General features: G+C 44.9%; 10 protein-coding genes. All 10 read left to right on the forward strand.

Annotated features, from left to right (window positions below):
• The first annotated feature begins 18 nt into the window (after positions 1 to 18).
• Positions 19 to 504, forward strand: a complete 486-nt coding sequence (gene nusB / locus A5294_RS04115) for a transcription antitermination factor NusB (protein ID WP_064340544.1) — start codon at positions 19 to 21, stop codon at positions 502 to 504.
• 86 nt (positions 505 to 590) lie between these two features.
• On the forward strand, positions 591 to 1,802 hold the full coding sequence (gene carA / locus A5294_RS04120) for a glutamine-hydrolyzing carbamoyl-phosphate synthase small subunit (protein ID WP_064340539.1): 1,212 nt from the start codon (positions 591 to 593) through the stop codon (positions 1,800 to 1,802).
• 51 nt (positions 1,803 to 1,853) lie between these two features.
• Positions 1,854 to 5,249 carry a carbamoyl-phosphate synthase large subunit gene (carB, locus tag A5294_RS04125; RefSeq protein ID WP_004119051.1) on the forward strand — a complete coding sequence of 1,132 codons (3,396 nt, stop codon included), beginning with the start codon at positions 1,854 to 1,856 and terminating at the stop codon, positions 5,247 to 5,249.
• A 3-nt stretch (positions 5,250 to 5,252) separates the two neighbouring features.
• A complete protein-coding gene (pyrF, locus tag A5294_RS04130; protein WP_004106386.1) occupies positions 5,253 to 6,164 on the forward strand; it encodes an orotidine-5'-phosphate decarboxylase in 912 nt (303 codons plus the stop codon).
• A gap of 15 nt (positions 6,165 to 6,179) precedes the next feature.
• Entirely contained in the window at positions 6,180 to 6,788 is a 609-nt protein-coding gene (gene gmk, locus A5294_RS04135) for a guanylate kinase (RefSeq protein WP_004106385.1), read from the forward strand.
• Between the two features lie 82 nt (positions 6,789 to 6,870).
• Positions 6,871 to 7,155: a DNA-directed RNA polymerase subunit omega gene (gene rpoZ, locus A5294_RS04140; RefSeq protein ID WP_004106383.1), complete on the forward strand. Its 285-nt coding sequence runs from the start codon at positions 6,871 to 6,873 to the stop codon at positions 7,153 to 7,155.
• A 139-nt stretch (positions 7,156 to 7,294) separates the two neighbouring features.
• The gene (gene metK / locus A5294_RS04145; protein ID WP_064340540.1) at positions 7,295 to 8,521 is read left to right on the forward strand and encodes a methionine adenosyltransferase; all 1,227 of its coding nucleotides are present in this window, start codon (positions 7,295 to 7,297) and stop codon (positions 8,519 to 8,521) included.
• A gap of 63 nt (positions 8,522 to 8,584) precedes the next feature.
• Entirely contained in the window at positions 8,585 to 11,023 is a 2,439-nt protein-coding gene (locus A5294_RS04150; RefSeq protein ID WP_064340541.1) for a primosomal protein N', read from the forward strand.
• A 22-nt stretch (positions 11,024 to 11,045) separates the two neighbouring features.
• On the forward strand, positions 11,046 to 12,263 hold the full coding sequence (locus A5294_RS04155) for a shikimate dehydrogenase (RefSeq protein WP_064340542.1): 1,218 nt from the start codon (positions 11,046 to 11,048) through the stop codon (positions 12,261 to 12,263).
• 80 nt (positions 12,264 to 12,343) lie between these two features.
• Positions 12,344 to 13,219, forward strand: coding sequence for an RNase adapter RapZ (gene rapZ / locus A5294_RS04160; protein WP_318257101.1), 876 nt, complete (start codon positions 12,344 to 12,346; stop codon positions 13,217 to 13,219).
• The last annotated feature ends 54 nt before the right edge of the window (positions 13,220 to 13,273 follow it).

Consider the following 13,273-nt stretch of genomic DNA (forward strand, 5'->3'; position numbering starts at 1 on the left):
ACACAGAAGGGCGTTACGATGGCACGTTCTACCGCTCGTAAAAGGGCTTTGAATACGCTGTATGAGGCGGATGAGAAGAATCAGCATATTCTTTCTTTGCTTGAGGAGCGAGTTAAGGAGCCTGGCGCTCAAACTCCGCTCCCAGAGTACGCTATTGAGATTGTTCGAGGCGTAGGAGAGCGACGTAACAGAATTGACAAGACGCTAAACCGCTATTCGACTGGCTGGAAAGTTGGCAGAATGGCTGTTATCGATCGCAATATTTTGCGCATTGCAGTTTGGGAAATGCTTCTTAACGATGAGATTCCAGATAAAGTTGCTATTGATGAGGCGATTGCGCTCGCAAAAATGTATAGCGACGACGAAGCTATTGCGTTTATTCACGGCTTACTAAGCGCGATTATGGCAGATAAAGACGCTTGCTTGGCAAAGTTTAATGGCGAATCTTCTCCTGAAGACGCTGCTACGGAAGAGTCTACGGAAGAAGCTGCTGCTGCCGAGTAAGAAGCAATAACTATCGCCGGCGCGTCGCCCGTCCGCCAACCTGAGTAGACTTACCACGAATATCCTAAAGCCATAAGGGGGTTAAGGTGGATTACAGCGACACCTTTGCCGGATTCGGCAGTGATGATGCAGTATTGGTGTTGGAGGATGGTCAGGTTTACGTTGGTAAGCCTTTTGGTGCGCAAGGTTCTACGCGCGCTGAGATTGTGTTCTCCACGGGCATGACTGGTTATCAAGAAACATTAACTGATCCAAGTTATGATCAACAAATCGTAGTTCAAACATTCCCACACATAGGTAATACGGGAATAAATCACGAAGATCCAGAATCTGCCCACATTTGGGTTGCTGGTTACGTAGTTAAGAAGCCAAGCCCAGTAGTTAGCAATTGGCGAGCTGAAGGTTCCTTGGAAGACGATTTACAAAAGCAAGGTATCGTTGGCATTAGTGGTATTGATACTCGAAAGCTGGTACGTCATTTACGCTCGGTAGGCGTTATGCGTGCCGGCATTTTTTCTAATAAGGCCCTGGTTGATCCGTCAACCGGGGCTTTTCGCACCGTCGCTTCTTTCGTTGATGAAATTAAGCAAACTCCTCAAATGCAGGGCTTGCGTTTAACGGATGAAGTCAGTACTAAAGAAACGTACACGATTGAGCCTTGCGGTGATTTTGAAGGAAAAGATCCACTTTACACTGTTGTAGCAGTCGACTTTGGTATTAAATCTATGACTCCTCACCGTTTGGCTGAGCGCGGCTGCCGCGTGCACGTTGTAAGCTCCTCAATAAGCTTCGAATCGCTGCAAGCGCTTAACGCAGACGGCGTATTCTTCTCGAATGGTCCTGGAGACCCTAGCCAAGCAAATCGCGAAGTTGAGCTTTTGCGCAAAGTTTTGGATGCAGGTTACCCGTTCTTTGGTATCTGCTTTGGAAACCAGTTACTTGGTCGCGCGCTCGGCTTTGGAACTTACAAGTTGAAGTTTGGTCACCGCGGTATTAATCAGCCTGTAAAAGACGTTACAACCGGAAAAGTGGAAGTTACGGCTCACAATCACGGCTTTGCTGTGGACGCACCTCTTGACGGTCCTGTGCAATCTCCTTACGAAAACGGACACTTTGGTCGCGTGCTAGTTTCGCATATTGACTTGAACGACAACGTTGTAGAAGGCTTGCAATGCCTTGATATTCCAGCGTTCTCGGTGCAATATCATCCGGAAGCTGCAGCAGGACCGCACGACGCTTCCTATCTATTTGACCGTTTTGTGCAATTGATGCGCGAAAACGCTCGAAAAAGCAAGTAATACTCGAAAAAGCAAGTAAGATTTTAAGATTTACGGAAAGAGAAGTTTACTATGCCAAAACGTACTGATATTAAGTCGGTTATGGTAATTGGTTCCGGTCCGATTGTTATTGGTCAGGCTGCAGAATTTGATTATTCCGGAACGCAGGCTTGCCGAGTTCTTCGCGAAGAAGGTATTCGCGTAATTTTGGTTAATTCCAACCCGGCTACGATTATGACAGATCCGGAGCTTGCGGACGCAACATATATTGAGCCAATTGACACTTCGATTTTGGAGCGAATTATTGCGAAGGAGCGTCCGGATGCGCTTCTTCCAACGCTTGGTGGTCAAACTGCGCTTAATGCTGCAATGGATTTGGGTCGTGCAGGAATCCTAGAAAAATATAACGTTGAGCTTATTGGTGCTTCTTTGGAAGCAATCGACCGCGGAGAAGACCGAGAGCTTTTCAAAAAAGTCGTTGAAAAAGCCGGAGCTGAGTCAGCAAAATCCTTTATTGCTCACTCAATCGAAGAAGTAGACAAAATTGTTGAAACTTTAGGATACCCGGTAGTAGTACGTCCAAGCTTCACAATGGGCGGCTTGGGCTCTGGTATTGCTCATAACGAAGAAGAGCTTCACCGCATTGCAGGAGCTGGCATTCACTATTCTCCAACAAACGAAGTGCTTATTGAAGAAGGCATTGAAGGCTGGAAAGAGTTTGAGCTTGAACTTATGCGCGACGCAAAAGATAACGTCGTAGTTGTTTGCCCAATCGAAAACGTCGATCCTGTAGGCGTGCACACTGGCGACTCGATTACAGTTGCTCCTTGCTTTACGCTTACAGACCGCGAGTATCAGAAGATGCGCGATATCGGTATTGCTATTATTCGAGGCGTTGGCGTCGATACCGGCGGTTGCAATATTCAGTTTGCAATCAACCCTCAAACTGGTCGCATTATCGTCATCGAAATGAACCCGCGCGTGTCCCGTTCTTCCGCGCTCGCATCTAAAGCAACCGGCTTCCCAATCGCAAAAATCGCAACGAAACTTGCTCTTGGCTACACTTTGGACGAAATTCAAAACGATATTACGCGTTCAACTCCTGCAAGCTTCGAGCCAACAATCGACTACGTTGTAACAAAGATTCCGCGCTTTGCTTTTGAAAAATTCCCAGGAGCAGACACCACGCTTACAACTTCCATGAAGTCAGTTGGCGAAGCAATGGCTTTGGCTGGAAACTTCCAGGAATCCCTTGGAAAAGCAATGCGCTCAATCGACAAGCGTCACTCATGCTTTAGCTGGGATGGCGAGCGCCCAAGCAAGGAAGAAGTTAATAAGCTTCTTGAAGAAATGCATACTCCGACAGAGCATCGCTACTTGCAAATTCAGCGAGCGCTTTGGGGTGGTGCAACTCCGGAGCAGATTTTTGCAGCAACAAAAATCGACCCTTGGTTTGTAGAGCAGCTGGCTCAAATTAACGAGACTGCGCTCGCAGTTCGTGAAGCTGAAACCTTAACTCCTAAAGTTTTGAAGCGCGCTAAGCTCGCTGGTCTTTCTGACGTGCAGATTGCGCATTTGCGTAATCTTGGCGACGAAGGCGAAAACATGGTTCGTGAGCTTCGTTGGGCTTACGGTTTGCGCCCTGTTTACAAGACTGTTGACACTTGCGCAGCTGAGTTCGACGCAGCAACTCCGTACTACTATTCTTGCTACGCTGACGAAAGCGAGTTGAAGAAGCGTGATCGCGAAGCTGTGATTATCCTTGGCTCTGGTCCAAACAGAATCGGCCAGGGTATTGAGTTTGATTACACTTGTGTTCACGCTGTTCAGGAATTGGGCAAGGATTACGACACCATTATGGTCAATTGCAATCCTGAAACAGTTTCTACAGATTACGACATGTCTGATCGCCTTTACTTTGAGCCTCTTACTTTCGAAGATGTGCTTGAAATTTACGAAGCAGAAAAGAAGCTTGGACCTGTTAAGGGCGTGATTGTGCAGCTTGGTGGTCAAACGCCACTTTCGCTTGCTGCTCGTCTTAAAGCTGCAGGAGTTCCAATTTTGGGAACGACTCCTGAGGCTATTGATTTGGCTGAAAACCGTGAGCTTTTCGGCGAAGTTCTTCGTCAAGAAGGCATGAACGCTCCTCGATACGGCACAGCGTTAAGTCTTGAGGAAGCAAAAGATGCAGCTCACGCAATTGGCTACCCAGTTCTTGTACGCCCAAGCTACGTGCTCGGCGGTCGTGGTATGGAGATTGTATACGACGACGCTCAACTTGCAAAGTATGTTGATCGCGCATTGGATGAAGCTCGAGCAGACACGGTTGTTTCTGGCAGATTGCCTTCGCCACTTTTGATCGATAAGTTCCTTCAGGACGCTATTGAAATCGATGTTGACGCGCTTTACGACGGTAACGAGCTTTATATTGGCGGCATTATGGAGCATGTTGAGGAAGCTGGTGTGCACTCTGGTGATGCTGCTTGTACTCTTCCTCCAAGCACGCTTTCGGACGATCAAATTCGACGCCTTCGCGAGGGTACGCTTTCGATTGCTCGCGGCTGCTCAGTTCGCGGTCTTATCAACGTACAGTACGCTTTTATGGCAAACACTTTGTATGTAATTGAAGCAAATCCTCGAGCGTCTCGTACTGTTCCGTTTGCTTCTAAAGCTACTGGCGTTGCTCTTGCTAAAGCTGCTGCTCGAATTATGGCTGGTGAAACCATTGCACAGCAGCGCAAGCGTGGACTTCTTCTCCCGCAAGGCGATGGCGGAGATATTCACCCAGGTCAGCAGGTTGCTATTAAAGCTTCTGTGCTGCCGTTCAAGCGTTTCCGCACTCCTGTTGGTCGCACGGTTGATATTTTGCTTGGACCAGAAATGCGCTCTACTGGCGAAGTTATGGGTTTTGATCGCGACTTCCCTCACGCTTTTGCTAAGAGCCAGCTTGCAGCATACAAGGGCGGTTTGCCTACCAGCGGAAACGTTTTTGTGTCCGTAAGCGATGCAGATAAGCGACAACTTCCACTTCTTGCAGTGCGATTAGTGGAGCTTGGTTTTACGATTTGGGCTACTGAAGGTACAGCTTCTGTGCTTCGTCGTTATGGCATTGATTCTGTTATTGTCGATAAGCTTTCTAGTCAGGGCGACACGGCGAAGGATATGCCAAATAGTGAGAAAGCGAACGAAAGAATCGGTAAGAATGTTGTAGAGCTTATCGAAAATGGTAAGATTGACATGGTATTAAATACGCCGAATTCAAGGGGATCGCGCACTGATGGTTATGCCATTCGTGCGGCAGCTGTAGCAGCTGATCTTCCACAATTCACTACTATTACCGAATTTGCACCAGTATTAATGGCTATTGAAGCTGTTAAGAACAATGATTATCAGGTGATGAGTATACAAGAACATGCTCAACAGCTGTTTGCAATTGAACAGGCAGAAAGTCAAGAAAGTCGGGCTTAATACATGACCGAGAGCATTCGTGATCAAGAAGTGCAGGCGCAACGATCCGATTTTGGTTTGCGTTTGAAGAACGCTATGGCAAAATATGGACCATTGTGTGTTGGAATCGATCCTCATCGCAAAATGCTGCTTAATTGGGGATACAACATGGATGCTCTTGGAGCTGAACTTTTTTCTATGCGAATGCTGCAAGCTATGAATGGTAGGGCAGCGGCAGTTAAATTCCAATCCAGCATGTTTGAGCGCTACGGTTCTAAGGGTTTCGCAGCGCTTGAGCGTGTGCTGTATGCCGCTCGTCAAATGGATATTATTACTATCGTTGACTGCGGTCATGGAGGATTGTCTACTACTATTTCTGCGCTTGCAGACGCATATTTTAAGCCTGGAGCTCCGCTTCTTGCTGATGCTATTACTTTGCTTCCCTATTATGGCGCACGTTCTATGGGCGGCTTAATTAACGAAGCTCTTAATAACGGTCGCGGTGTTTTTATTGCGTCTCTAACTTCTAATCGCGAAGGCGCAAGTTTGCAAACTGCTATTAGGCAGAGCGGAACTTACCGCGGAACTACTGTAGCTCACGGAATTGCTCAAACAGCTCAAAGTTTTAACAATAAAACTAAAGGAATGGGTTCTGTTGGTTTAATTGTTGGAGCTACTATTGGCGACTGGATGAACGGTGGTGGAATTGACGTAACCAGTTTTACTGGTCCAATTCTTTCTCCTGGTTACGGGTGGCAAGGTGCAGAAGCTGACGATTTAAAGCGTGTTTTTGCTGGTACACATGGTAATGTATTGGTAACTGTTTCGCGTTCGATTGCGTCGCATGGTCCAAATATTGGTGAACTTTCGGCTGCAACTGAACGCATAGCATTGGATATTCGTCAGGCTCTTGTTGATTCAGGCGAATGTGTGTAAACGAGGGGTAAGCAAATGGGTGCCACGGATGAGGCTGCAGTTTCGCAGTCTAGACGTCGATTAATCGTATTAACGGGTCCTACTGCGGCTGGTAAAGGCACAGTAGAAGGCATACTTCGTGAGAAGCATCCTCATATTTGGCTATCTGTTTCTGCTACCACTCGTGCGCCTAGACCTGGTGAATTTAATGGTATTCACTATTGGTTCTTAGATGAAGAAGAATTTGAGCGTCGTAAGCGTAATGGCGAATTCTTGGAAACCGCGCTAGTTCATGGCATGGCTCATTATGGTACCCTTCTTCAGCCTGTTTTGGATCATCTTACGCAAGATATTCCTACTTTGCTGGAAATAGATTTGCAAGGAGCTAGGCGCGTAAAACAAGAGGCTGCTCGTCTTGGATTAGAAGTTGTGTACGTGTTCATTGCGCCTCCGAGCTTTGAAGAGCTTAAGCGTCGTCTTATTGGTCGTGGTACTGAAACTCCTGAGCAGCAAGCAAAACGTTTGGAAACTGCTAAAGTTGAGATTGCTGCAGCTAAAGAGTTCGATGTTGTTATTGTGAATGATAATGCTGAGCGTGCTGCAGATGAACTGTGGAATGTTATTGCAAGCGAATACGACTTATAGTTAAAACTTACGCAATATCCAATCGGTAGCATATAATAAGCCTTTTGGAACTATTGTAGCACCATAGAATTTGGAGAATATTATGGCATTAGGCACTCAGCCAACACCTACTGGTCTTGCGAATCCACCGATTGATGATTTAATGCAACATGCGGATTCCCAGTATGCGCTTGCCTTATTTGCTGCAAAACGAGCACGTCAAATTAATGCTTATTTTACTCAGCTTAATGAAGGTTTGCTTCAAAATGTTGGCCCACTAGTTGAGTATCAAAATCAAGAAAAGCCTTTAGCTATTGCTTTCCGCGAAATTAATGCTGGATTGCTTGAAGAGACTCTTGGTGAGGACGACTTAAGCGAAGGTAATTAATAAGCCTTGCTAATAAACGTCTTTATGGGTATTCGCAGTCGCGTATCATCCGTGCTCAATAAAGCGGATGCACGGCTGCGTTTTTCGCTTTATTTAGCCTATATTTAGCCTTTATCGACTATGAACTTAAGGGGGAAATGTGGAAGAACGTAAATTAATTTCTGCAGAATCTGTAACTGAAGGTCATCCTGACAAGTTATGCGATCAAATTGCTGACGCTATATTGGACGATATGCTTCGTCAGGATTCTCATGCGCATGTTGCTGTAGAGGTTTGTGCTTCCGTTGGTCAGTTCGTGGTTTTTGGTGAAGTGCGTGGTGAAGTTTATAGCGATATTCCGGGAATTGTACGTCAAGTTGTTCGTAATGTTGGCTACACGAGCTCCACAATTGGTCTTGATGCTGATTCTTGTGGTGTTATGGTTTCTTTAACTGAGCAAAGTGCGGAAATCAATCAAGGTGTTGCTAGGTTGGATGCTTCTTGTGAGAGTGCATCTTCTCGTGAGGAGCGCTACGCTGCTCAAGGTGCAGGCGATCAAGGTGTTATGTTTGGTTACGCTAGCGACGAAACAGATACTTTAATGCCTTTGCCGATTTATCTTGCTCATCGTTTAGCTCAAAAGCTTGCTAAAGTTCGTAAAGATGGCACTGTTGCGCATTTGCGTCCGGATGGGAAAACTCAAGTAACGATTGAGTACGATTCCAAAGGCACGCCTAAACGTTTGGATACTGTGCTTATTTCTACTCAGCATGATCCAGAAGTTTCTAGAGACTGGTTACAAGATCAGCTTGTTGAGCATGTTGTTAAGCCTGTGTTGGACGAAGTTCTTGCTCAAAAAGTTGCGCACGATTCGTACCGTATGCTTGTAAACCCTACTGGTTCTTTTGTTTTGGGAGGCCCTGCTGCTGATTCGGGCTTAACTGGTCGAAAAATTATTGTTGACACTTATGGTGGTGCTGCTCATCATGGTGGTGGAGCTTTTTCCGGTAAGGATCCTAGTAAAGTTGACCGTTCTGCAGCTTATGCAGCTCGCTGGGTTGCAAAAAATATTGTGGCAGCTGGTTTAGCTCATAAGGCAGAAGTTCAAGTTGCTTATGCTATTGGTATTGCTGATCCTGTAAGCGTAAACGTAGAAACTTTCGGAACTGAAGCTGACGGTATTACGCGCGCAGATATTGCGCGTGCTGTGCGCGAAGTATTTGATTTGCGTCCGGCTGCGATTATTGACGAGCTTAACTTGCTTCAGCCAATTTATGCTCCAACTGCAGCTTATGGTCATTTTGGTCGTATGGATGTCAAATTCCCTTGGGAAGAAACGAATCGTATTGAGCAATTGAAAGATGCGCTAARARASWRGTTTTATTGATAAATTTTGCTGTAAAATAATAGTAATTATGTGATGTAATTCAAGTAAAACTAAGGGTTATTTATGGCAGAGCAACCTTCGCTAGACGGCTTAGCGCGTAAAACAAGACGTAAGCGCAATGCTGTTTCTCTAGTGCCTGCTAATGAATGCCCTATTGCGCATGTGATGCTCGATGTTCAAGCTTCACATTTAGGTCGTACTTTTGATTACTTGATATCGCAAGATCAAGATGAATCTGCTCAGCCTGGGGCGTTTGTACGCGTTCGTTTTGGAGCCCAAAAACTCACTGGAGTTATTTGGTCTCGTTCTTCGCATACAGATACCCCTCATGCTGCTTTAAGATTTTTAGAACGAGTGTTTCCCTCAGATGTTTTGCTTTCTAAATCTTTGCGAGACGATATTGACGCCATAGCTAAAGCTTATGGTGGAACTAGCTCAAATATTTTGCGTCTTGCTGTGCCTCAACGCGTAGCTCGTGTTGAGCATGAGGAAGTTTTTGACAACATACGCTTGCAACGCAGAAAACAGTGGCGTGAAAATCTTAAGAAGCGTTTGCAAAACGATAACAATACAAACCCAGGTTACGCTACAACTTCTCGCATGATTTATGATTACGAAAATGCAAATATTTTATACAATGCATTAATCAAAAAATCTACTGACGCAAGTTTTAGTGAAAATAAAACAGAAAATCAATTAGTCAAGCAAGCAGAAAATAATTCTTCTCAATCTTTTATTGTAGACGCTTTACCAGGTTCTTGCCGACTTGCACAAGATTTAGCGTGGATGATTGTCACTGCTTTAAGTGCGTGTAAGCAAGCTGTTGTAGTTTTGCCGACGCTAAGAGAAGTCAATGATGTAATGCGCGCGCTAATGGTTTATGGCTTAAAGCCATATAAGCGCGTCAGTGAGAATCATCATGGTTTTTCCGCTGGAAGTTTTGATGGTGATGTCGCTCGACTTTGTGCTGCGGATCCTCCAGCTGACAGATATAGAGCTTGGCGTGCAATCGCGTCCGGAATAGTTCCTTGCGTTCTTGGCACTAGAGCTGCAATGTATGCTCCAGTTGATGGAGATGCTTTATTTGCGATTGTTGAAGATTGCGCGTACCAATATGCTGATGGCATGATGCCGTATGCTCAAGCGCGTGGCGTTATGCGGCTTCGTGCGAAAAGGCATGGCGGCGTATTTGTGTCAATGTCGTATTCCAGAAGCGCACTTAGTCAAAGTGAAGTAGACTGCTATATGTCGAATGCGCAAGATGCGCAAACTACTCAATCTGCGCAAAGTGTGCAAGGTGTGCAAGGTGAGCAAGCTGTTCAAATTGCTGAAATTGCTGAAACTGCTGAAACAATAAGCGGATCTAGTATCCCTGTAAGCGCGAGTAAACTTGCTCGCGAAAAGTTAGTTCCTTGGGTTCGTTGGCTTAATCGTGAAGCTTTACTAAAATTAGCTGACCCAAGCATTGGCGCTCGCATACCGCATAGCGCAGTAAGAGCTATTAACGATGCTCTTTCGGATGGTAAGCCTGTGCTGCTTTCTATTGCGCAAGATGGCGTGACGCAATCGGCTATATGTTCTTCGTGCAAACGTCAAGCGCGTTGTAGACGATGCACCGGGCCTCTTGATGTTGCAAATAGTCAGCAGACAGCACGTTGCTCATGGTGTGGTGCTAGTGCAATAAATTGGTCTTGTTCTAATTGTGGCAGTAGCAATATGCGAGTTATACGAGTTGGCGCTGTTGGCGTTGCAGAAGAATTATCTAAACTATTTCGTAACGTGCCTATTATTATTTCGTCACAACACCAACCGAACGGAATTATCCAGTGCATTGATGAAAAACCTGTAATTGTTGTTGCAACTCCTGGATGTGAGCCTCGCGTACAAACGCAAGACGCAAATTGTAATGGAGAATACGGTGTTGTAGCAATACTTGATACGTGGGTAAGTTTGTACGCTTCAGGGCTTGATTCGCGAATAGATACGCTTAATTCGTGGATGAAAGCTTCTGCTTTATGCGCTCCTAGAGCGCGTGGAGGAAGTGTACTTCTTATTGGTGAAACGTATCCTGTTCTTGCGCGCGCGCTTACATTGTGGGATACGACTCAACTTTCTTGCAATGAGCTTTCAGAAAGAGCTCAAGCAATATTGCCGCCTTGCGTAACTGCAGCATGCGTATGGGGTGCTCGTGATGCGGTTATGCGTGCGCTTGAAAATATTGGTGCAATGCAAGAAAATCTTGGGTGCGAAAGTAGTCAAGATGCTGATTTTTCAGCAATTTCTCCATTATTAGGAATTGTTCCAATGCATCCGCCTGTTACAGACAAATACCAGCATTTTGACGATATTTACGACCGTGTAAAAGCTGTAGTAAGAGTTCCGCTTTATTTAAGACAAGAATTAGTGAACCGATTGCACAAGGAAGTAGCTCGTCACGTAGCAACACGTGCTGCAGGAGAGTTGCGTTTTTGTGTTGATCCAAAAGATTTATTAGCGTACTAACTTACTAATAGGGGAGAGAAAAATGGTAAAAATATATCATTGCGCAGTTTTGGGAGATCCTATTTTGCATTCGCTGTCGCCTGTGCTTCACAACACGGCTTATAAGGCTTTGGGGCTTACGAATTGGCAATATAGTAAGGAAAAAGTAAGCGAAACGGATCTTCACGATTTTATTACGCATCTTGATGATTCTTGGAAAGGCTTAAGCCTTACTATGCCGCTTAAAAAAACCGTAATGAAACTCGGTACACCTTGCGACTACTGGTCGCGCACACTTAACGTGGCAAATACTGCAGTTTTTACTAGCAACCCAGCAGTCGCTTCGCAATCGCAAATAAAGCTATACAACACTGACGTAAGTGGCATATTAATAACATTTATGCAAGCATTACATGAGCGCATATGCGAAGTAAAAAAGGCTGTTATTATTGGCAGTGGCAACACTGCATCCTCTGCACTGGCAGCTTTAATTGAAATTGCGCAAGTGGCAAAGCTTGAGCAAGTGCAAGTTGTTGCTAGAACTGAAGATGACGGTAGTGTAAAAGGCGTTGAACGTTTTAATAATCTTATACAAAAGTATTGCGCTGATTTTCCAAATAAAATAAGCATAGGTCAAAATAATAAAAGCGAAGAAAATGACGCTATGTATGAGCCTGTGCAAGGTATTGAGTTCCCAACAATAAGCGAAGAAGTATTTTCAAAATTTGCAGACTATAGCGCAGAAAAATTGAGCGCAGAAAAATTGTCAGAATGTGATAAATCTCTCATTTTGAGATCTTTAAATTCACTAGAAGCTGTTCGTGCAATCGCAGAAGCAGACATAGTAGTAAGCACAGTTCCAGCGCATGTAGCAGATCCAATTGCGCTTGCGTTGAAAGCATACTGTCAAGATAGTGCGCATAATCAAACGAAATTAGGAACATTGCTTGACGTAGTTTACGATCCTCGCCCAAGCATGCTACTTAGTGTATGGCAACAATATGGTTGCGCTATTGGCGGAGAAGAAATGCTTTTGCAACAAGCTTTAGCACAAGTAAGTCTTATGACGATTGACTACAGGCAATCTAAAGAAAATTTTGAGGATTGTGCTGAGACTGGCGCTGAGGATTGTGCTGAGACTGGCGCTGAGGATTGTGCTGAGACTGGTTCTGAGCTTGGTTATAAACCTAGTGCTGACAAGGCTAGATATTACGATGACTTAAGTAGTCTCATGCGAAAAGCCTTACAGGAGGCATTATGAGCGATAATACGCAACATACTACGCAAAGTGATACGCAAAGTGATGCGCAACATACTACGCAACGTTCCGCGTCGACTGGCGTGCAACTAGCTGACGGATTTGAAGTTATGCTAATTACCGGCATGAGCGGAGCTGGGCGATCGCACGCTGCTAACGCGTTGGAAGATATGGGATGGTATGTTATCGATAATCTTCCGCCAAAACTGCTCATACCGCTAGTAGATATGATGACTTCATCCGGTTCTAAAGTGCATAAGCTTGCTGCTGTTATTGACGTGCGTTCTAGAGGATATTTCGACGACCTGTTTGCAGTTCTTGCGCATATTGATGACCTTGGTGTAAAAACGCGAATTCTGTTTCTAGATGCTTCAGATGCTGTGCTTATTAAGCGTTATGAGTCTGTGCGCAGACCGCATCCTTTGCAGCGCGGCGGCAGACTTATTGACGGTATTCTAGAAGAGCGAGAGCTGCTCAGTCATTTGAAAGATTGCGCAAATATTATTATCGATACTTCTGCACTTAGTATTCACCAACTTTCTACAAAGCTTTACGAAGGATTGCTTGGAAAAGGCTCTTCTACGGTTTCTGTGCATATTTTCAGTTTTGGATTTAAATACGGCATGCCAATGGACGCTGATTTTGTTGCCGATATGCGATTTTTGCCGAATCCTTTCTGGGTTCCTGAATTAAGGGAGCTTACAGGTAAGGATCAAGCTGTGCAAGATTACGTTTTATCGAATCCTGCGGCAATTGCATTCTTAGATTCTTATGAAAATGCGCTTCTTACAGCTATCGACGGATTCGCTAAAGAAGACAAGCATTACGTGACTATTGCTGTAGGATGTACTGGTGGTCAGCATCGTTCTGTTGCCGTAAGTATTGAGCTTGCTAGACGTTTGAGATTGCACGGTTTGCAAGTTACAGTATCTGCAAGAGAGCTGCAGAGAAGATCGTAGTAAGTGAAGAAGTAAAGTAGCGAAATGCGATTATGAAACTAATCAATTAAAATT

Origin of the sequence: Gardnerella sp. 30-4, assembly GCF_001641215.1 — a bacterium.
Lineage (GTDB): Bacteria > Actinomycetota > Actinomycetes > Actinomycetales > Bifidobacteriaceae > Bifidobacterium > Bifidobacterium leopoldii.